This window comes from Parendozoicomonas callyspongiae (assembly GCF_023502345.1).
GTDB lineage: Bacteria > Pseudomonadota > Gammaproteobacteria > Pseudomonadales > Endozoicomonadaceae > Sansalvadorimonas > Sansalvadorimonas callyspongiae.
The window spans coordinates 37701-58363 of sequence record NZ_JAMFLX010000023.1 but is presented as its reverse complement, the minus strand read 5'-3'; the positions used below and the strand labels follow the sequence as shown (position 1 = coordinate 58363).

The 20663-nt window shown below is 51.0% G+C and carries 17 protein-coding genes; 14 read left to right on the top strand and 3 right to left on the bottom strand.

Going from position 1 to position 20663, the window contains the following annotated elements; translation table 11 throughout:
• The first annotated feature begins 315 nt into the window (after positions 1-315).
• The 5 genes from M3P05_RS15500 to M3P05_RS15480 are packed head-to-tail and all read left to right on the top strand — an operon-like array spanning position 316 to position 5730.
• On the top strand, positions 316-1887 hold the full coding sequence (locus tag M3P05_RS15500; RefSeq protein WP_249700878.1) for an ABC transporter substrate-binding protein: 1572 nt from the start codon (positions 316-318) through the stop codon (positions 1885-1887).
• Between the two features lie 17 nt (positions 1888-1904).
• Entirely contained in the window at positions 1905-2846 is a 942-nt protein-coding gene (locus tag M3P05_RS15495; RefSeq protein ID WP_249700875.1) for an ABC transporter permease, read from the top strand.
• Entirely contained in the window at positions 2839-3744 is a 906-nt protein-coding gene (locus M3P05_RS15490) for an ABC transporter permease (protein WP_249700874.1), read from the top strand. Before M3P05_RS15495 ends, M3P05_RS15490 begins: the two co-directional genes overlap by 8 nt.
• Positions 3741-4784, top strand: a complete 1044-nt coding sequence (locus tag M3P05_RS15485) for an ABC transporter ATP-binding protein (RefSeq protein WP_249700872.1) — start codon at positions 3741-3743, stop codon at positions 4782-4784. Before M3P05_RS15490 ends, M3P05_RS15485 begins: the two co-directional genes overlap by 4 nt.
• Positions 4774-5730: an ABC transporter ATP-binding protein gene (locus M3P05_RS15480; RefSeq protein WP_249700869.1), complete on the top strand. Its 957-nt coding sequence runs from the start codon at positions 4774-4776 to the stop codon at positions 5728-5730. The genes M3P05_RS15485 and M3P05_RS15480 overlap by 11 nt, the downstream gene beginning before the upstream one ends.
• Positions 5731-5738: 8 nt before the next feature.
• Here the strand turns inward: M3P05_RS15480 and M3P05_RS15475 are convergent, their stop codons facing one another.
• Positions 5739-6728, bottom strand: coding sequence for a LysR family transcriptional regulator (locus tag M3P05_RS15475; RefSeq protein ID WP_249700867.1), 990 nt, complete (start codon positions 6726-6728; stop codon positions 5739-5741).
• A 122-nt stretch (positions 6729-6850) separates the two neighbouring features.
• Here M3P05_RS15475 and M3P05_RS15470 point away from each other — a divergent pair, with 122 nt between their 5' ends.
• The 3 genes from M3P05_RS15470 to M3P05_RS15460 are packed head-to-tail and all read left to right on the top strand — an operon-like array spanning position 6851 to position 10823.
• A complete protein-coding gene (locus tag M3P05_RS15470; RefSeq protein WP_249700864.1) occupies positions 6851-8332 on the top strand; it encodes a Mur ligase family protein in 1482 nt (493 codons plus the stop codon).
• The gene (locus M3P05_RS15465) at positions 8323-9504 is read left to right on the top strand and encodes a D-alanyl-D-alanine carboxypeptidase family protein (RefSeq protein ID WP_249700862.1); all 1182 of its coding nucleotides are present in this window, start codon (positions 8323-8325) and stop codon (positions 9502-9504) included. The genes M3P05_RS15470 and M3P05_RS15465 overlap by 10 nt, the downstream gene beginning before the upstream one ends.
• 26 nt (positions 9505-9530) lie before the next feature.
• Positions 9531-10823 carry an MFS transporter gene (locus M3P05_RS15460; RefSeq protein ID WP_249700860.1) on the top strand — a complete coding sequence of 431 codons (1293 nt, stop codon included), beginning with the start codon at positions 9531-9533 and terminating at the stop codon, positions 10821-10823.
• A 72-nt stretch (positions 10824-10895) separates the two neighbouring features.
• On the opposite strand, the gene serC is transcribed toward M3P05_RS15460, so the two are convergent.
• A complete protein-coding gene (gene serC, locus M3P05_RS15455; RefSeq protein ID WP_249700858.1) occupies positions 10896-11990 on the bottom strand; it encodes a 3-phosphoserine/phosphohydroxythreonine transaminase in 1095 nt (364 codons plus the stop codon).
• A gap of 286 nt (positions 11991-12276) precedes the next feature.
• Between serC and M3P05_RS15450 the strand changes: the two genes are divergently transcribed.
• On the top strand, positions 12277-13011 hold the full coding sequence (locus M3P05_RS15450) for a HipA family kinase (RefSeq protein WP_249700856.1): 735 nt from the start codon (positions 12277-12279) through the stop codon (positions 13009-13011).
• Entirely contained in the window at positions 13008-13823 is an 816-nt protein-coding gene (locus M3P05_RS15445; protein ID WP_249700854.1) for a DUF3037 domain-containing protein, read from the top strand. Before M3P05_RS15450 ends, M3P05_RS15445 begins: the two co-directional genes overlap by 4 nt.
• A 69-nt stretch (positions 13824-13892) precedes the next feature.
• On the opposite strand, the gene gyrA is transcribed toward M3P05_RS15445, so the two are convergent.
• The gene (gyrA, locus tag M3P05_RS15440; protein WP_249700852.1) at positions 13893-16466 is read right to left on the bottom strand and encodes a DNA gyrase subunit A; all 2574 of its coding nucleotides are present in this window, start codon (positions 16464-16466) and stop codon (positions 13893-13895) included.
• A 439-nt stretch (positions 16467-16905) separates the two neighbouring features.
• On the opposite strand from gyrA, the gene M3P05_RS15435 reads away from it, so the two are divergent.
• The 4 genes from M3P05_RS15435 (at position 16906) to M3P05_RS15420 (ending at position 20606) form a co-directional block, all read left to right on the top strand.
• Entirely contained in the window at positions 16906-18267 is a 1362-nt protein-coding gene (locus M3P05_RS15435; protein ID WP_249700850.1) for a TRZ/ATZ family hydrolase, read from the top strand.
• A gap of 9 nt (positions 18268-18276) precedes the next feature.
• On the top strand, positions 18277-19026 hold the full coding sequence (ubiG, locus tag M3P05_RS15430; RefSeq protein ID WP_249700848.1) for a bifunctional 2-polyprenyl-6-hydroxyphenol methylase/3-demethylubiquinol 3-O-methyltransferase UbiG: 750 nt from the start codon (positions 18277-18279) through the stop codon (positions 19024-19026).
• A gap of 87 nt (positions 19027-19113) precedes the next feature.
• Entirely contained in the window at positions 19114-19827 is a 714-nt protein-coding gene (locus M3P05_RS15425; protein WP_249700846.1) for an HAD family hydrolase, read from the top strand.
• Positions 19828-19865: 38 nt separating this feature from the next.
• Positions 19866-20606 (top strand): YciK family oxidoreductase, encoded by a 741-nt coding sequence (locus M3P05_RS15420; RefSeq protein WP_249700844.1) that lies wholly within the window; start codon positions 19866-19868, stop codon positions 20604-20606.
• Positions 20607-20663: the final 57 nt, after the last annotated feature.

The following is a 20663-nucleotide window of genomic DNA, read 5'->3' as shown; positions in this document are numbered from 1 at the left end:
CCACCCATACTGCAGAATTAATCTCAATAAATTCAGCCAGGAACCCAACGAACAGCCATATTCCGCAATTCAGCACATCCACGAAGATAAGCTGACGGTTTTACACACCATCAATCGATTTTACTGATAGATAGAAACAGAACATTCAATTTAACTGATAAAAATTCTCACCATAGAATGGCGGGCACCTTTCCTCAGCACTGAGAGCAAGACCATGCATCTGCACCATGACGTCCATCATCACCATTGTCATTCAGCCGGTATCACCTTCAGCAGTTTTCTATGGTTTCAACAAGTATCAGGTTTAGAGTCGAAATGTTAAACAAGTTCCGTCGTACAGTTTTTATTCTCAGCACACTTCTTTTTACCACTCTCGCCACGACTATCCCGATCACTTCTTCCGCTCAGGAAAACCAGACTCTCAGAATTGCTATCAAACAGGAAACCGGGAATCTTGATCTGTTGCAGAATGTCTCTGCCTTGAGTACATACTCACTGATTTTCGAACCCTTAATTCGTTATGGTACCGACGGTCAGCTGCAACCGGCTCTGGCAACGTCCTGGATCACCTCTGATGATGGTCTGACCCTGTCATTCAAGCTGCGAAAAAATGTCACCTTCAGTGATGGTTCTCCCTTCGATGCCCAGACTGCCAAATGGAACCTGGAGCGCTGGATGGGGAAACCGGAGTTCTCATGGATTGGCATTTCCGATGCCATGAAGAGCATCGAAACCAATGGGCAATATGATCTGGTTATCAACCTGTCCAAGCCGGTTCCTGCAGCACTCTACGAACTGACGATTATCCGCCCTGTTCGATTCCTGTCGCCCAAGGCTGTAGATGCCCGCGGAAATCAAACAGCTCCCATAGGAACAGGCCCGTGGGTTGTCACTGAAAACAATAACAGCCGCACTCTTCTTACCCGCAATAAAAATTACTGGGGCAACACACCATCTTTCGCCAATATGGAGCTAAAAGTTGTCCCCGATGAGCTGGCCCGCTCCAATGGTCTGCGCTCCGGTGACCTGGATATTATTGGTGGCGACTGGGCGTCCCCCCTCTCCCCTCGCCGAGCCCGAAGCATGCAGCGTGACCCGAATGTTGCCGTTGTTGCCGAGCCTGGAACGACTTCAATTCTGCTGACTTACTCACCAAAATCTCCCCTGCTGCAGGACAAGAGTGTTCGTGAAGCCATTGATCTGAGCCTGGAACGCAATGCCATAGTCGCCATTATTTATGAAGGCTATGCCACAGCGACTGCCAACCTGTTTCCAAAGGTGATTCCCTATAGCGGCAACCGTAATCCCCTGCCCCAGCGTGATATCCAGGCTGCCCGCACCAAACTGGAACAGGCCGGCTGGACCCGAAGCGGTAACAGCTGGATCAAAGATGGCAAAGCTCTGGAGCTGGAACTGATGGTGTCCGAAGAGGCCCTGCCAGGCTCCCGCCGTCTGGCTGAAATGATTCAGGGACAACTATCTGAAACAGGTATCAAGGTGCGGGTGTCGTCCGTTGACAATGCCACCATTCATGACCGCCGCCCGGTATTCCAGTATGACCTGACCTTTATGGCTACCTACGGTGCCCCCTACGATCCTCACGGCACCCTCGCCAACCTGTTGCTCTCGGATGTAGACAGCGGACCGGATGGCAAAATCTATATGTCTCCAGAGCTGGATCCTGTGGTTCGAGCCGCACTGAATGCCCAGGGCGCAGCCCGCGAAGAGAAGATGCAGGCTATCTATAACTGGCTATCAGAAAATATGGCAGTCAGCCCCCTGGTCTCACCTAAACGACTCTGGGCACATAATCGTCGTGTTGGCAGTTTCACCCTGCCCGCAACTGATTACCAGATGCTAGGTTCCGACGTGACTTTATCGGACTGATCCGGAGCTGAAATCACATGTTAACTCTTATTGCCCGGCGCACTCTGCTTGCGCTGGCCATGATTCTTGCGGCTTCGGCACTGACCTTTGCCCTGATTGCAGCTGCTCCCGGCAATGTTGCCGCCCTGATCGCCGAGCGCACGGCAGGACCTTCAGCTTCAGCGGAACTGGTACAAAGTATTGCCGATGATCTTGGTCTGAATGATCCACTGCCGGTTCGCTATGGCCGCTGGCTGTCAGATTCGGTTGCTGGTGACTTCGGGGGATCACTGCGCACCGGCAAACCGATTTTGGAAGAGTTTGCCGAACGTGCTCCGGTCACAGGCCTGCTTCTGGTATGTGGCGGGGCAATAGCTCTGATTATGTCACTGACTATTGGCATGCTGGGGGCTATCAGTAACGGCGGCAAAATCGACTCACTGCTCAGGGCTTTATCCCTGGCAGGCGCTTCAACCCCAAACTTTTTTGTGGCAGCTCTGCTGGTAATGCTGTTTTCAGTGACTCTTGGCTGGCTACCGGCTTTTGCCGGTAGCAGTGCGGCTTCCTGGATTATGCCCTGTCTGACCATCGCTCTCTTCCCCTGCTCAGTGTTGAGTCGGGTGGTACGGGTCAATCTGCAGGAAATCATGTCACGCCCCTTTGCGACCACCGGTTTTGCCATGGGGTATACCCGCCTGGGCGTACTGACACGGGAAGCACTGCCCAATATTGCCGTGCCTTATCTGACCACCTTTGGAGCCCAGTTCACCCTTATGATTATTGGCTCCATTGTGGTGGAGACTGTATTCGCCATGAAAGGAATCGGCGCCTTTTTTATTGAAGCCATCAGATTCAGGGACTTTATCTCCATGCAGGCAACCCTGCTGTCTTTCATCATGTTCTTCGTTTTTGTCAATCTGTTCGTCGATATTATCTGTCTGTTAATCGACCCACGTATCCGGAGGCAGAGCAATGCTTAACAAGCACAGTCTTTCAACTCTTGCCACATGGCCCTGGGCCGTACTGACGCCTGTACTTCTGTTTGTTGCCATAGCCATATTCGCTCTGTGGATCAGCCCCTATGACCCGACGACCCAGAACTACTCAGCCGTACTGCAGGGTTCCAGCTGGGAGCACTGGCTGGGAACGGATTATCTGGGGCGGGATCTGCTTAGCCGGATTATCACTGGTGCACAGGTCTCCCTGGTAGCCATGTCAATTGTTCTGATCGCGGCTCTGATTATCGGAGTCACCATTGGTTCATTTGCAGGCTATGTGGGTGGTAAAACCGAGTTGGTTCTAATCTCTGCCATCGACATTATTCTCAGCCTGCCCAGCCTGGTTGTTGCCCTGGCATTTATCGGCATTATTGGTCCCGGATACTGGTCAATGATCGCTGCACTGACCATGGCATGGTGGGCCAACTATGCCCGTATGAGCCGGGCGGTCGTGACATCTGAGCTGCACCAGCCGTATATTGAAGCAGCGCGGGTTATGGGTGCCAGCCATCTGCATATTTTTGTACGCCATATTCTTCCCCATGTTCTGGCCCTGGTTGTGGTTTATGCCAGCGCCGATGCCGGAGCCCTGGTGCTTGCCATCGCAACCCTTAGCTTTCTGGGTCTTGGAGTGGAACCGCCAACACCGGAATGGGGGCAGATGCTGGTTGATGGTATGAACTATCTCGAACAGTACCCCCGCCTGGTTGTTCTCCCTGGCCTTGCCCTGACTCTGGTGGTTTCCAGTTTCAACCTGCTGGGTGAACACTTTGCCCTGAAGAAAGTGCCGAGAGGACTGACCCAGCGCCACCTGAAAATATTGAAGCGCCTGAGAGCACAGGAAGAAGCCCGAATTTCTGAGCTGGAGGCCAGCGCATGAACAAGCTAAAGAAAGAACCTCTTTTCAAAGTCAAAGATCTTGTTATCGATCTTTATACCGAACAGGTTTCTGTGCGAGCCGTGGATAGCGTCAACCTGGAAGTCAATGCAGGAGAAATCCTGGCAGTGGTGGGCGAAAGTGGTTCAGGTAAAACAGTTATGACCCTTGGCCCACTGGGTCTGCTGCCAGAAGGGGTCTCTGTGGACATTCGCGGTCAGTCCCAATGCTCTGGTCAGGATCTGTTGAATAAACCTGCCAGGGAACTGGCCAAACTGAGAGGTGAGAATTTCGGAATTATTTTCCAGGATCCCATTTCCGCCCTGAATCCCATGAAAAAGGTCGGCCCTCAGCTGGCATCCCAGGCAGTTCGCCTGCGGGGTGTTTCCAAACAGCAGGGTAAGGAGATTGCTATTGAACTGCTGCAACGTACCGGTATTCCTGACCCCGAGGATCGATACAACCGCTACCCCCATGAAATGTCCGGAGGCATGCTGCAGCGGGTTATGATTGCCCTGGCGCTGGTGGGCAACCCGAAAATCCTGATTGCCGATGAGCCGATCACTGCTCTGGATGCTACGGTTCAGGCCCAGATTCTGGAGCTTCTGAAAGATATCCAGTGCCGGGAAAATATCGCCATTATCCTGATTACCCACGACATCAGTGTGGTCGCCCAGATGGCCGACCAGGTTGCAGTACTCTATGCCGGTCGTATAGCTGAATACGGCACCATGGAAGATGTGTTAACGCGTCCGGTACACCCTTACACCAAAGGGCTACTGTCGTCGGTACCTGACCTGCGCAGCAAACGAGGTGAAAATGCTTCAGGCCCTGCAGGTATTACCGGCTCACCACCAGATCAATCCAGCCTGCTTCCTGGATGCCGTTTTGTCGAACGCTGCCCTGTAGCACAAACATTCTGCAGTAAATTCCGCCCGCCACTTGAGGTTTTGCCCCATCTCAGTCAACGACATTTTGTGGCTTGCCCAGTGGCTGTTGAAAGCACCATAGAGCAGATGGAAGGTGAAGCTTATGAGCAGTAATCCGGTGATTGAAGTTCAGGACTTAAAAGTACACTTTCCCGGCCAGCACAAAAACCAACCTGTGCGGGCTATTGACGGAGTCAGCTTTGAAGTTTCAGCAGGAGACTTTCATGCCATTGTCGGGGAGTCCGGCTGCGGAAAAACAACTCTGGCACGCACCATAGTTGGTCTGCAGAAAGCAACATCCGGCGATATTCTGATTCGAGGCCAAAGCATTACCAGCCTGCTGAAAAACCGTAAAACCCTGGCCCGGGATGTTCAGTTTGTTTTCCAGAATCCTTTGGGGGCATTAAGCCGCCGGCAGACTGTCTACCAGTCTCTGGAAGAACCCCTGTTCATTCACAGAAAAGGGACAGCTGCCGAACGTCACCGACGGGTTCTGGAACTTGCCGACCTGGTTGGCCTGCCTCATAACGCACTGGATCGGCTACCCAGATCACTTTCCGGTGGTCAACGACAACGGGTCGCTATTGCCCGCGCCCTGGCATTAAACCCTTCCATTCTGATCTGTGATGAACCGTTAAGCGCACTTGATGTCTCGATTCAGGCCCAGATTGTTGCCCTGTTTGCCCGCCTGCAAAAGGAGCTGGGGCTGACCATTGTTATGATCACCCATGACCTGTCAGTTGTACGGGAAGTCTGCAGCAGTGTGACGGTGATGTACCTGGGCCGGATTATGGAGGCCAACAACACTGAGCAACTGTTTGAGCAGCCTGCTCATCCCTACACCCAGGCTCTGCTCTCTTCGGTACCATCACCAGATCCTCGCATCGAAAGCAGCCGACAGCGCATTGTGCTGAAGGGCGATCCGCCCAGCCCGATGAATCCACCATCAGGCTGTCGTTTCCATACCCGCTGCCTGCGAGCCATAGAGAACTGCAAAAACGCCGAACCAGCGTTACAACCTCAACGGCCATCAGGTCTGATCGCCTGCCACCTTGTGTAGAAAGCCTGTCAGCCGGGTTGTGGTAACCCAGCCTGGCTGACATTTTGCTCGCTGCTTTTACCTGATTTGGCAAAAATACTGGCGATATGTTGTTTGATCACCTGCTGCACCTGATTGCTTAACCACTGCATTCTGGGATGATTGCAATCGCGTTTTTTCAGAATCATTTCAATATCAAAATCCGGCACTTCAACCGGTGGCGGGCAGATAGTCAGTTTATGAGCGAAGAACTCTGTTCGCCCCATCATTTCTGCCATGACACAGAGCAGGCGCCGGCCAATCAACAGATGGCGCAGAGTAATAAACCGTGAAGAACCCAAAACCATATGCCTCTCGTATCCAAGGTTACTTAACCGCTTATCTACGGGGCTCGCCAGTTCACCAGTAGGTGATACCATCGCCTGGGGAGTGGCCAGATAGTCTTCGAGGGAAATCGGCTGATCAACCTGCAACATACTGTTATCAAACAGGCAAACGTGCTTTTCGCGGTAAAGCTGCTGGCGAACCAGACCTTCAGGCAATTCTGGATAGGTTCCAATGGCCAGATCAATTTCACCCTGCTCAAACAGCTGCTGATAGTTGCTGTCATCTGCTGCCCGAAAAACAATCTGGCATCCCGGTGCCTGCTGCATAAGGGCATCAAATAGAACCGGACCAAAGACCAGCTCGGTATAATCGTTCAGCCCAATCTGGATACGGCCGCAATATTCCCCGGGTACAAAAGAAGCTGGCTGCAATATGTCATCCCGGATAGCCGTCAGTACAGCCTGTATCCTGGGTGCCAGATCCTCTGCCCTGCGGGTGGGCACCATGATATGTCCCTGCCGTTCAAACAGTGGATCTTTCAGCAGTTTGCGCAAGCGGTTGAGGTTATAACTCATGGCTGACTGCCCCAGATGCATCTGTTCCGCTGCCCTGGAAACACTGCGCTGCACCATCAAGGCATCGAAAGTCAGCAGAAGGTTAAGATCAACTCCCTTCCAATTGATATTGCTCATAGTTTTAAGCAGAATATTCGATTTAACTGGTTAAGGCTGCAACCGTACAATAGCCTCATGCCCTCGTCACTGACTAATCGTAGAAAATGGCCTACTTTGATGTTTTTTCCCAGTCTCATAATATGAGCTTTGCCATGGAGCAGGCTCTGACCCAGCTCCAGCAGTTGAACTTTACCGGTAAATTTGAAACAGACAGCCGCTCTGTCAATGTCGGCGATATCTTTATCTGCCAGCAGGGGCAACAGATCGACAGCCACACCTTTGCTCTGGATGCCATCAAACAAGGTGCCTGCGGTGTTATCAGCAGCAGAAAGCTTGATATTACTGTTCCCAATATTGTGATGCCTGATGACTCAATGAGTCTTGGACTGATTTATCGCTACTATCAATTCCCCCAGGATCGGATGCTGAATATCGGCATCACCGGTACCAATGGTAAAACGACAGTTGCCTACGGCCTGATGCAGCTTCTCGGGCAGGAGTATACGGCAGCTTATACCGGCACACTTGGTTGTCACTTTGCCAGTTATAAACACCCGACCGTGAATACCACCCCCGGCCCGGTGGAACTGGCTAACCAGATGTCCAATATGATTGCGGCCGGGGTCACTCATCATGTCATGGAAGTCAGCAGCCACGCTCTGGACCAAGGGCGGGCTGATATGATTGACTTTGATATCGCAATCTTCACCAACCTGAAAGAAGATCATCTCGATTACCACGGCAGCCGCAGCCGCTATATCCAGTCCAAACTCAGCCTGATCGACCGGCTTAAGCCCGGTGGCATGGTTATTATCAATCTGGACGATGAAATGGCCTGCGCTATTAAAGACCGCTGCCGGGGACGGGCCAGAACCATAACTATCAGCACCCGCGATCCTGGTGCCGATATTTATGCTTCAGAGATAAAGCTGAGTAACCAGCATTCACAGTTTCAGATTTGCAGTAAAGGTCAATCTTTCCCTATCACCCTGCAACTGCCGTTTACCTTTAATATCGTGAACAGCCTGGCCATCCTGGCAGCGCTGCAGGAGATTACCGGAAATCTTGAATCCTCAGCGCAGCGGCTGACCTCTCTTCAACCTGTGCCAGGGCGCTGCGAACCCATAACACTCCCTCAGGGTGGGTCTGTTCTGATTGACTACGCCCATAACTGTGACGGTATAAGCCACCTTCTTCACAATATACGACCACATACCAAAGGTCGTATTCTGCTGGTGGCTGGTATCACAGGGGATCGGCTGGATGATGCCGGGGAGTTTGGCCGACTCTGTACTGAAACTGCTGACCTTTGCTGGTTTACCTGCCACAACCCGCTGGGAGTCGATCTGACCACTATTCTTGCGGCCATGTCTCAAAGTGCTGTCAGCAACCGATTTTTTCTTGAGCCAGATCGTATCAAAGCCATTGATAGGGCATTAGCGGAATTACAAGCGGATGATGTTCTGGTAATTTGCGGGAAAGGGCCAGAAACCTGGCAGTATATGCAAGCTGATAAAAGCCAGCCCACTCCCTATATCGGAGACCGGGCCGCCATTCAACTTGCCCAGAAACGCTTTCAACCAGATCACACACCTAACGCCTCGAGTTATCAATGTCTGTAACTTTCCTGAAAAACCTTGCTCTAACCGGAACACTGGCACTAGCAGCAGTTTCAGCTAACGCTGTCACTATCATTCCCAAGGCACCCAACCTGAATGCCAAGGGTTATGTGCTGATGGATTTTGATTCCGGCAAAGTGATCGCTTCAGATAATGCCGAAACCCAGCTTGCACCTGCCAGCCTGACAAAAATCATGACCGCCTTTGTTGCCGGTCAGGAAATCAACAATGGCCGCCTGGCCATGGACGATATTGTCACCGTCGGCCGCAAGGCCTGGTCCCGTTACTTCCCCGATTCATCAAAAATGTTTATTGAGCCTGGCGACAAGATTTCCGTTGCCAACCTGCTGCGGGGAATCATGATCCAGTCAGGCAATGATGCCTGCGTAGCTCTTGCTGAGCATATTGCCGGCAGCGAACAGGCTTTTGTTGAGCTGATGAACGGCTGGGCCCAACAGATCGGCATGACCGGCACCCGATTTGTTAATGCTCACGGCCTTGATGGCAAGGGCATTGCCACTACTCCCAAGGATATGGCCATCCTTGCCCGACGTCTGATTCAGGACACCCCTCAGGTATACGACATTTACAAGGAAAAGGAATTCACCTGGAACGGTATTACTCAAACCAACCGCAACAAGCTGCTGTGGGATAACTCCCTGAACGTGGATGGCATGAAAACCGGCTACACCTCCAAAGCGGGTTACAGCCTGGTCTCCTCCGCCATTCAGGATGATATGCGCCTTATCAGCGTAGTGATGGGCACCCCCAGCCGTAATGCCCGTATCTCCCAAAGTCGAAACCTGCTGACCTACGGTTTCCGCTTTTACGATACTGAACTTCTTGTTCCTGCCGACAAACCTGCCCTGACTGAAATCATCTGGAAAGGAGCCGAAGATCAGCTGGATATCACGGTGCCGAATAATGTCTATATGACACTGCCGAAAAGCCAGTTGAAGAAGATTGATGTTCAGTACCAGATCAACGAACCACTGCAGGCTCCGATAGCCAAAGGCGATGTTGTCGGCACTGCCAGCTGGACCATAGATAACGAAACTGTAAAAGAAGTTGCCCTGGTTGCCGCAGAAACTATTGAACAGGGTGGTTTCTTCAAACGTCTGCTGGACAGCCTGAAACTGTTTTTCAGTGAACTGTTTGGCCAGCTTTTTTCCTGACTTAGTATTGAAAACACCGGACGTCAATGAACGTATTACTCAGTAACAGAAACTACCGCCACCTGTTCTTCGCCCAGATTACCTCTCTGGCAGGAACAGGTATCAGCACCATTGCCCTGGCTCTGCTGGCCTACAACCTGGCCGGAGACAGGGCAGGTTCTGTTCTTGGGACTGCGCTGGCCCTGAAGATGTTTGCTTATGTGATTCTGGCTCCCGTTATCGGTGCCTTTGCTCATAAGCTGCCGCGTAAACAGTGGCTGGCAGGGCTGGACCTGGTACGCGCAGGCTTGATTCTTCTGCTGCCTTTTGTGAGCGAAATCTGGCATATCTATCTGCTGATCCTGGCGATAAACAGTTGTTCTGCGGGATTTACTCCGGTTTACCAATCTGTGCTGCCCCAGGTTCTGCCAGATAAGCAGCAGTATATGAAAGCACTGTCGTGGAGTCGCCTGGCTTACGATCTTGAGCAACTGCTCAGCCCGACACTGGCCGGCCTTCTGCTGACAGTCATGTCCTTTCGTGGATTATTTATTGCTGATGCCATCACTTTCCTGCTTTCAGGAGCATTGATTATCACGGCTGTGATTCCTGCCGCCCTGCAACCGGAGAGAAAGAAAAGCATTATCCATAATCTGCAGTTTGGCATCCGCTCCTACCTCAAAACACCAAGACTAAGAGCTGTACTGGGAGCCTATATGGCTGTTGCCAGCGCCAGCGCAATGGCGATTGTGAATACCGTGATTTATGTCAGTGAGGCGCTGAATAAGAGCGAACAGGAAACAGCCATGGCAATGGCAGCTATGGGGTTTGGTTCCATGCTGATTGCACTGAATCTGCCCCGCTGGCTGAAGAAGCATGAAATCCGTTCCGTTATTCTAACCGGCTGCATCATGATTGTGGCAGCACTGGCTGTTGGTATCAGCCTGCCTTCATGGTCTGTCTTTTTGCTTTTGTGGTTTGTGCTGGGAATGGGAACCTCCCTGATTCAGACACCAGTTGGAGCATTGATTAACCGCTCCTGTAGAGAAAGTGATTCACCGGCATTTTTTGCTGCCAACTTTTCACTGTCTCACCTCTGCTGGTTCTTTACCTATCTGCTGGCAGGCTGGGGCAGTGCAACACTTGGACTGACCCATGCATTTATGATGATGACCGCTCTCAGTCTGGCTGGTTTACTTGTTGCCCTGAAAACCTACCCCAAACATGACCCTGAAGAGTTGGAACATGCACACCCGGGGAATGATGGCGAGCCAGAAACAGTTCACAGCCACCATTTCGTTATTGATATTGACCACCCGGAGTGGCCAGTGAAACCATAAATATCAAAAACATCAGGCATAAAAAACGGTAGGGGCTTGTATACCGCTACCGTTTTTTAACAAGATCGCTGGCTAGTCGTGCTTGCGCTCAAACTCAGCCATAAAGGAAATCAATGCATCCACAGAATCTTCCGATACCGCATTATAAATACTGGCACGCATACCACCGACAGCGCGGTGACCTTTCAGGTTCAATAGCCCGGCCTTCTCGGCTTCCTGCAGAAACTCAGCGTTAAAGTCATCGCTCTTCAAACGGAAAGGGACATTCATCCAGGAGCGATAGCGTGGATCAATAGGATTGCTGTAGAAGTCACTGGAATCAATGGCCTTATAAAGCTTCTCAGCCTTACGCTTATTGATTTTCTCCATAGCTTCCACACCACCCTGGCGCTTCAGCCACTTAAACACCAGACCACAGATATATAAAGCAAATGTCGGCGGTGTATTAAGCATGGAATCATTATCAGCCACCTGCTGGTAGTTCCATAAAGTGGGGCAGGCATCGGCGGCTTTACCTAGCAGATCATCCCGGATAATCACCACGGTAATGCCAGCCTGACCAATATTCTTCTGGGCTCCGGCATAGATCACACCATATTTGCTGACATCCAGCGAGCGGGACAGAATGGTGGAAGACATATCCGCCACCAGTGGCACATCACCAACATCCGGAATATCCATAAATTCCAGACCACCAATGGTTTCATTCGGGGTGTAATGTACATAGGCCGCTTCTGGATCAAGCTTCCATTCGGAACGGTCAGGGATAGTGGTGTAACTCTGCTCTTCACTGCTGCAGACTACATTCACCTCACCAAAACGACCGCCTTCACGAATCGCTTTCAGCGACCAGTGCCCGGTATCCACATAATCAGCACGCCCGCCATTACCCAGAAGGTTGAGGGGCACCATGGCAAACTGGGAAGTGGCTCCACCGGACATAAAAATAACCCGGTAGTTATCAGGAATGCTTAACAGGTCACGCAGATCCTGCTCAGCCTCTTTGGCAACTGCCATATAAGCCGGGTTACGATGACTGATTTCCATCACTGACAGGCCACGATCCTGCCAGTTCAGCATCTCATCTCGTGCCTGCTCAAGAACTTCGGTGGGAAGTGCTGCTGGTCCTGCGCTGAAGTTATGCGCTCTGTATGTATCTGTGCCCATAAAACCTGATTATGCTGATCCCGCTAAGGGTTGAGATTATTATCAGCGAAAAATAACCGGATATGGGGGAAAAAGCACGCGATAATTACAATATGACCAGTCATTCTTTATAACTTTGTGCATCTTAAGTTTTGCAAAAACAAAAGAGAAAAACCAAAGTAAAACTCAATCATTCTTAAAAAATTCACAAAATACTCAAGCTAGAGTGCATTGACAGAAAGCCATAAAAAAAGAACCCTACGAACTGTAGAAAACTTCACTACCACGCTTTGGGGAGCCATACGGATTGGATCAGCCTATTCAGATTGACGAAATCATCGGAAAAACAACGCAAGGAATGAGCGGAGTTCACCGCTGCGAAGGTGAGGACGGTGAGTTTTATTATGTTAAAGGATACAAAGTCGGCCGAGAAGACCAAGCTAAAGAGTGGATTTGCGGACACCTCGCAAAAGAATTTGGACTACCTGTTGCCGACTTTTGTCTAGTAGAAATTAACGAGTGCTTATACCACTCTTTACGCAACGATAGCTTAAGAGACGCAGGTCATGGTATCTGCTTCGGTTCTAGAGAAGTAAAACAAGCAAACTGGCTTGAGCCGAACAAAATGCCCAAGAAAGTGTCTAATAATTTAAAGTCAGACATTTTGGTATTTGACTGGTGGGTTAAAAATTGTGATAGGACCCCTGACAACCCCAATTTACTATGGACCGCGAGTGAACAAAAACTATCCGTCATTGATCACAACCTGGCATTCGACTGTGAATTTGACGAAGCGTCATTTTTTAAAACGCACATATTCTCTGGTGCAAAAGATACAGTATTTGGTGATATGGTTGCCATTCAGGAGTATCAGGCACGAATGGACAAGGCTATTACTGTATTTGAGTCTGCAGTCGATACTGTTAAGAGGATATGGCCTTGGCACGACCTTGAGGAAACCAGGCCCTTTGAGTTAGACTCTGAGGCTCTTTTAGCCACACTGGAAATGTATAGATCCAGCGAATTTTGGAGCATGAAATGAATAAGTACGCTTGCTATTATGCCATTGTGCAATTCATGCCTTACCCAGAAACGGGTGAATTCGCTAACGTGGGAGTCATTATGGCTATCCCACAGCTAAATGTTTTTGCATATCGGCTTGAAAAAACAAAAGCAAAAAGAATATGTGACTTTTTTAACCACCTTGACAGGAAAGTATACCTAGAAGGTATTAAGGCTCTAAACGAAGAGTTAGCCTTCTATGAAGAAGCAGTTAAAGGTCGCCAGATTACAGCTCAGGCAGCATTTGACAGCTTAGCGCGCCCACTTGAAACAATCCTGCGTTTCAGCCCGGAACGAGTACGGATGATAAAAGACAAAGATGGGATGATTGATATTTTATTCCAGCGCTATGTCATGCATGAATTTGCCAAAGCCCCTGATTATGAGCTCCAGTTACAGAGAAAGGTCGCTCAAATTGTTAGAAGTGTTAAAGTCAAAAATCGGTTTAGAAAAAAACTTCTAGGGCAACAAGGCATATTTAAAGTAACTATGCCAATGGTTCAAGAAAATGAAGGGTTTACCCGCGCCATTCACCCATTATTTTTCAACCAGAAAGAGCCTCAAAAAATTATTGAACACGGAAATCTTTGGGAAGGAAAACTAGGGACACTGGAAACACTAAAAGCTTTACCTAGAGATATTCTTATTCCTTATGAAATGCCAGATCAAAAGCAACAAGAACAGTATATGGCCTGGAAATTGGTTAGCCACAAGTTAGAAAAATTTGGGAAACTCATTCCTGCAAATGATGTAGAAGTAATAACTGATTTTGCCAAATCTGAAAATCATTGAACCAGAAGGTTAATTTGGTCACATAAAAAACGGCGCTTTTTGCGCCGTTTTTTATTCTATAGCTGAGAATTATTCTTCAGAATCAGCAGCGATTTCCTCCACCGCAACCTCATCCTCAGGCTCACGCACCCGCTCCAGAGTAACCAGCTTCTCACCATCAGCCACCCGGATCAGACGAACACCCTGAGTGTTACGGCCAACCATGGAAACTTCAGCAGCACGGGTCCGAACCAGAGTACCCTGGTCAGAGATCAGCATAATGTCATCATCTTCGCTGGTCTGAACCGCGCCGATAACAGCCCCATTACGCTCGCTCACCTTGATGGAAACCACACCCTTGGTCGCACGACCCTTGATTGGATACTCTTCCAGATCAGTACGCTTGCCGTAGCCGTTTTCAGTAGCAGTCAGAATCGGATCATTGCCTTCTGGTACAATCAGGGAAACAACCTTCTGGTCACCTTCCAGCTTAATACCGCGAACACCAGTAGATACACGACCCATGGCACGGGCCTGATCCTCAGTAAAGCGAACCACCTTACCGGCATCACTGAACAGCATTATTTCACGGCCAGGTTCACACTGTGCCACACCAATCAGATCATCACCTTCAACCAGGTTGATTGCCCGGATACCGGACGACAGTGGACGGGAGTAGGCCTGCAGGGAAGTCTTCTTCACCGTGCCCTTGGCAGTTGCGAAGACCAGGTACTTCTCGGCATCGTACTCCTGTACCGGAAGCATGGCGGTGATCTTCTCACCTTCATCCAGCGGCAGGATATTAATAATCGGACGACCACGGGCAGTACGGGATGCCACAGGAATCTCGTAAACCTTGCGCCAGTAAACCTTACCCTTGGTGGAAAACAGCAGCAGCATGGTGTGGGTGTTGGCCACAATCATATGCTCGACGCAATCCTCTTCCTTCAGGCTGCCAGAGCTCTTGCCCTTACCACCACGGCGCTGTGCCTGGTATTCGGTGACCGGAACAGTTTTGGCGTAACCGGTACGGGACAGAGTGACCACCATATCTTCTTCGGTGATCAGATCTTCTACAGTCAGGTCACGGCGGGACGAGATAATCTCGGTACGACGCTCGTCTCCATACTCTTCCACAACCTTGCGCAGTTCTTCGCGGATGACTTCCATCAGTCGCTCAGGGTCAGACAGAATCAGAGCCAGTTCGGCAATCTTGTCCAGCAGTTCACGATACTCGGCCAGCAGCTTTTCATGCTCCAGACCGGTCAGACGGTGCAGACGCATTTCCAGAATGGCCTGAGCCTGTACCGGAGACAGGGTGTACTGATCACCATGCAGACCAAAAGCGGAAGGCAGATCATCCGGACGACAAGCATCACTGCCCGCTTTTTCCAGCATACCCAGAACCAGACCCGCATCCCAGGACTTGGACATCAGGGCTTCTTTCGCTTCGGCAGAAGTCTGGGACTTTTTGATTGTTTCGATAATTGGATCGATATTAGTCAGGGCAACCGCCAGACCTTCGAGAATGTGGCCTCGTTCGCGGGCCTTGCGCAGTTCGAACACTGTACGACGGGTAACAACTTCCCGACGATGGCGAACAAAGGCTTCCAACATCTCTTTCAGGTTGAGGGTCCTGGGACGACCATCAACCAGAGCCACCATATTGATACCGAATACAGTTTCCAGCTGGGTCTGGGCATACAGGTTGTTCAGGACAACCTCACCCACCTCGCCACGGCGCAGCTCGATCACAACCCGCAGACCATCCTTATCGGATTCGTCACGAATTTCGCTAATACCTTCGATCTTCTTCTCTTTGACCAGCTCGGCGATCTTTTCGATCAGGCGGGCCTTGTTCACCTGGTATGGCAGCTCGTGAATAATAATGACTTCACGATTTTTCTTGGGATCCTGAATCACTTCCGCGCGGGAACGGATCCAGATACGACCACGACCGGTGCGGTAAGCCTGCAAGATACCAGCCTTACCATTAATAATGGCGGCGGTCGGGAAGTCCGGACCGGGAATAAATTCCATCAGCTCATCAATGGTGGAATCCGGATTATCCAGAACATGCAGACAGCCATTGATGACTTCCGTCAGGTTGTGCGGAGGAATATTGGTGGCCATACCCACCGCAATACCGGCACCGCCATTAACCAGCAGGTTGGGAATACGGGTTGGCAGAACCGCAGGAATCTGTTCAGTCCCGTCATAGTTGGGTACAAAGTCTACGGTCTCTTTTTCCAGGTCAGCCAGCAGTTCATGGCTGAGCTTGTCCATGCGAATTTCTGTGTAACGCATGGCTGCGGCAGAGTCGCCATCAATGGAACCGAAGTTACCCTGACCGTCTACCAGTGGGTAGCGCAGGGAGAAGTCCTGTGCCATTCGAACAATTGTGTCGTATACCGCAGAGTCACCGTGTGGGTGATATTTACCGATCACGTCACCAACGACACGGGCTGACTTCTTGTAAGCCTTGTTCCAGTCGTTGGAAAGTTCGTTCATGGCGAACAGAACACGTCGATGGACGGGTTTCAATCCGTCACGCACGTCCGGAAGTGCCCGGCCGACGATAACGCTCATGGCATAGTCGAGATAAGACTGCTTGAGCTCGTCTTCGATATTGACCGGTAGGATTTCGTTCGCAGTGTCTACCATAGGTGCCCAAAGGTCCTTATAAAGCCTGTCATCTCCCGGCACATCCCCGCTGCCGGGTTTTCCTTACGCAGAAATACAAGAAGCGTTGACGGTTAAACACCTGCCGGGGCAGATGCATATCTGTCAATGCTCCCCGTTCATCATCGCGTCAGGAGCCGGTTACAATACGCCACCCTCACCAAATAACGAAATGGTGGAGCTGGCAGCGAATCATAAAGAAAACAATCATACCACAATCAATAGCCACCGACACAGACCATATAATCTGTGTTTATGCATCTAAAACTGCCGGAACTTCGGGTATACTCGCCTGAAGCGTAAACTGGATATAGACAGCCTTAAGCTGAAAAGGCATTTTCACAATAAAAGGCAGCCATGCGCGAGGAATTCCGTTTTTATCCTCGTAAGCGGAAAACCCAGAATTCCATGGTAAATAATCATGACTTTTGATACGCAGAACCCACAAACCGCATCGCCCCGGCATGCCAGCAAACTGCTCCATGCCCGCTGGATTATTCCGGTGGATGGCTCCAGAACCATCCTGGAAAATCACTCCATGGCCATTCAGGATTCCCGCATTGCGGCCATCGCTCCGACAGATCAGATTAAAGTAAGCTGGACAGCTGATGAAGAGTTCTATCTGGACCAGCATGCCCTGATTCCCGGATTTATTAATACCCATGGCCATGCCTCGATGACCCTGCTGCGGGGGATCGCAGATGATCTGCCCATTATGGAATGGCTGAAAGGACATATCTGGCCAGCGGAAAGTGAATTCGTTTCCGAAGAGTTTGTTTACGATGGCACCCGTCTGGCCATGGCCGAGATGATTCGTGGCGGTACCACAACCTTCAGTGATAACTATTTTTTCCCCGATGCCGCCGGGCAGGCCGCCCTTGAAGGGGGAATCCGCTGTCAGCTGGTATTCCCGGTGATGGACTTCCCCACTCCCTGGTCACGCAATGCCGACAACTGCATTTACAAGGGCCTGGAGGTGGTTGACCGTTTTCGCAACCATGACAGCATTCTGGTCGGGTTTGGCCCCCACGCTCCATATTCCGTCAGTGATGAACCGCTGAAAGAGATTATCACCCTGGCCGAACAGCTGGATACCAATGTCCAGATGCATATCCATGAAAGCGCTCAGGAAGTTGCCGAAGCCGTTGAAAAAACCGGAATGCGCCCGCTGCGCCGCCTTTCCGAGCTGGGTTTTCTCTCACCCCGCCTACAATGCACCCATATGACTCAGCTGAGCGAAGCCGAGATTCAGCTGATAGCCCAGAACGGCTGCAGTGTTCTGCACTGCCCTGAATCCAATATGAAACTGGCCAGCGGTTTTGCACCTGTCGGCCGTCTGCAGGAGTGTGGAGTCAACGTCGCTATCGGTACCGATGGCTGCGCCAGTAACAATGATCTGGATATGCTGGGTGAAACCCGCACCGCTTCCTTTATTGCCAAGGCTGTGGCCCAGGATGCGACCGCCCTGAGCGCCTGGGGCGCACTGGAAGCTGCGACCATCAACGGCGCCAAAGCCATGGGTATTGCCGAACAGACTGGCAGCCTTGAAACAGGCAAGCTGGCAGACATCTCAGCTATTGCCATGAATGAGCTGGAAAACCTGCCCATGTACAACCCGGTTTCCCAGTTAATTTATACTGCCAGCCGAAATCAGTTCACACATGTCTGGTGCAATGGCCGCAATTTGATGGATAATCGCCATCTGACAACTTTGGATGAATCCTGGATTCGCCAGCGCGCTCTTGAGTGGCAGAAGCGTATAACAGCAAGCCGTAAGGGATAACAGCCGTACATGACCAACGGGAACCAGAACCAACCCCATAACAGCAATGTCGACTACAACGAGGTTGCCAAATTCGAAGCCCTGGCCAGCCGCTGGTGGGATAAGAACAGCGAATTCAAACCACTCCACGAAATCAATCCACTGCGACTGAATTATATTGACCAGCGTACCGGCCTCGCTGGCAAGACTGTTCTTGATGTCGGCTGTGGTGGCGGCATTCTCAGTGAGTCCATGGCCCGCCGCGGCGCGGATGTCACCGGTATTGATATGGGTGAAGCGCCTCTGGCTGTGGCCAGGCTTCACGGTCTGGAAAGTGGTGTGTCCGTTGATTACCGCCAGATAACGGCCGAACAGCTGGCCGAGGAACAACCAGCCAGTTTCGACATTGTGACCTGCCTGGAAATGCTGGAACATGTCCCGGAGCCGGGCAAGGTTATTGCAGCCTGCGCCAAACTGGTTAAGCCGGGCGGCCATGTTTTCTTCTCCACCATCAACCGCAATCCAAAAGCCTGGCTGTTCGCCATTGCCGGTGCCGAGTACATTCTCAACCTGCTGCCCAAGGGCACCCATGACTTCAAGAAGTTTATCCGCCCTCACGAACTAGCGAGTTTCTGTCGCCAGGCCAGCCTGGATGTTGAGCACACCACAGGCATGCTGTACAACCCGATAACCAAACGTTATTGGCTCCAGGAACGGGATCTGGATGTGAATTACCTGGTCCATACGACCATGGCTCAGAACCACATAGATCAGGAATAAATATTGAGGCTTGCTTGTTACCCGGACAGCAGGCTTTTTTGTACCCGAGTACTTGAATTTCTGACAACACAAATTGGATTAGTACCTATGGAAGGCAGCCTGGAGAATGACATACAGGCCATACTTTTCGATCTGGACGGCACTCTTCTCGACACATCAGATGATCTGGCCTATATCCTAAACACTATGCTGGAAGAGGATAAACGGAAGCCTGTGCCTGAAAGCGTTATCCGCAACCATATCTCCATTGGCTCCCGGGGTCTGATTGCCCTCGGCTTTGGACATGATCTGGATACTGATAAAGCGGAAGATCTCCGCCAGCAGCTGCTGACCCGGTATAACGATCATATAATCCATCCTGAGCGGGGAACAAAGGCACACCTGTTTGCTGAAATGGAAACTTTGCTCGCTGCCATAGAATCACGTCATATTCCCTGGGGGATTGTGACCAACAAACCCCGTAACCTGACAGTTCCCTTGCTGGAGCAGCTGAAACTGGATGAACGCTGCAGCGTGCTGGTTTGTCCGGAAGATGTCTCCGTTAGCAAGCCAGCACCGGAATCATTATGGCTGGCCTCGGAAAAACTGGCCTGCGATCCGGAATTCTGCCTCTATGTTGGCGATCATGAGCGGGATATTGTTGCTGGCCGCGCAGCAGGAATGACCACGGTGACAGCACTGTATGGATTTATTCCACCGGAAGATCACCCGGAAAACTGGCATGCGGATTTTGATGCAGACTCCCCCTGCAGTATTCTGGACTGGCTGGATGACCGGGACTGGTCTCTCGGAACCGAGTAACAGCCAATGAGTGTTCATCAATAAGGAAGGAACAGGCCATGTTTGAATATCAGGCTCCTGCCAATTTTCTGCAAGACCGCGTAGTACTGGTCACCGGAGCGGGTGATGGTATTGGCAAGGCTGCGGCAAAAGCTTATGCCAGACATGGTGCTACTGTTATTCTGCTGGGCCGAACCACCAGCAAGCTGGAAAAAGTCTACGATGAGATTGAAAGCGAAGGTGGCTCTCAGCCTGCCATCATTCCCCTGAACCTGGAGACAGCGACTGCCCACGATTACGAGGAAGTCGCCACCATGATTGATCGGGAGTTCGGTAAGCTGGATGGCCTGCTTCACAACGCCAGCCTGCTGGGGCGTATGGGGCCGCTGTTTCAGTATGATCCGGATACCTGGCAGCAGGTTATGCAGGTCAATGTACATGCGGAATTTCTTATGACCCGCGCCCTGCTTCCCCTGCTCCGTGCTGCGCCATCTGCTTCCGTGATCTTTACCTCCTCCGGGGTTGGCAACAAAGGGCGAGCCCACTGGGGTGCCTATTCTGTGTCCAAGTTCGCCACCGAAGGCCTGATGCAGGTACTGGCCGATGAGGAAGATGGCCTGAGCAATGTTCGCTCCAATGCCATCAACCCGGGCGGCACACGCACCAATATGCGGGCCTTAGCTTACCCCGGTGAAGATCCTGACACCCTGAAAACACCGGAAGATATCATACCGGTTTATCTGTACCTGATGGGTGATGATAGCCGCGAGGTCAACGGCCAGCGCTTTAACGCTCAATAACTATCCCCCCGCAGAACCCTCTGCGGGGAAACCTTTCTTAACATTTCTCCCCATTTC

Coding starts and splice junctions, on each gene's coding strand:
- M3P05_RS15500 (WP_249700878.1), top strand. CDS start 316: ATGTTAAACAAGTTCCGTCGTACAGTTTTTATTCTCAGCACACTTCTT.
- M3P05_RS15495 (WP_249700875.1), top strand. CDS start 1,905: ATGTTAACTCTTATTGCCCGGCGCACTCTGCTTGCGCTGGCCATGATT.
- M3P05_RS15490 (WP_249700874.1), top strand. CDS start 2,839: ATGCTTAACAAGCACAGTCTTTCAACTCTTGCCACATGGCCCTGGGCC.
- M3P05_RS15485 (WP_249700872.1), top strand. CDS start 3,741: ATGAACAAGCTAAAGAAAGAACCTCTTTTCAAAGTCAAAGATCTTGTT.
- M3P05_RS15480 (WP_249700869.1), top strand. CDS start 4,774: ATGAGCAGTAATCCGGTGATTGAAGTTCAGGACTTAAAAGTACACTTT.
- M3P05_RS15475 (WP_249700867.1), bottom strand. CDS start 6,728: ATGAGCAATATCAATTGGAAGGGAGTTGATCTTAACCTTCTGCTGACT.
- M3P05_RS15470 (WP_249700864.1), top strand. CDS start 6,851: ATGAGCTTTGCCATGGAGCAGGCTCTGACCCAGCTCCAGCAGTTGAAC.
- M3P05_RS15465 (WP_249700862.1), top strand. CDS start 8,323: ATGTCTGTAACTTTCCTGAAAAACCTTGCTCTAACCGGAACACTGGCA.
- M3P05_RS15460 (WP_249700860.1), top strand. CDS start 9,531: ATGAACGTATTACTCAGTAACAGAAACTACCGCCACCTGTTCTTCGCC.
- serC (WP_249700858.1), bottom strand. CDS start 11,990: ATGGGCACAGATACATACAGAGCGCATAACTTCAGCGCAGGACCAGCA.
- M3P05_RS15445 (WP_249700854.1), top strand. CDS start 13,008: ATGAATAAGTACGCTTGCTATTATGCCATTGTGCAATTCATGCCTTAC.
- gyrA (WP_249700852.1), bottom strand. CDS start 16,466: ATGGTAGACACTGCGAACGAAATCCTACCGGTCAATATCGAAGACGAG.
- M3P05_RS15435 (WP_249700850.1), top strand. CDS start 16,906: ATGACTTTTGATACGCAGAACCCACAAACCGCATCGCCCCGGCATGCC.
- ubiG (WP_249700848.1), top strand. CDS start 18,277: ATGACCAACGGGAACCAGAACCAACCCCATAACAGCAATGTCGACTAC.
- M3P05_RS15425 (WP_249700846.1), top strand. CDS start 19,114: ATGGAAGGCAGCCTGGAGAATGACATACAGGCCATACTTTTCGATCTG.
- M3P05_RS15420 (WP_249700844.1), top strand. CDS start 19,866: ATGTTTGAATATCAGGCTCCTGCCAATTTTCTGCAAGACCGCGTAGTA.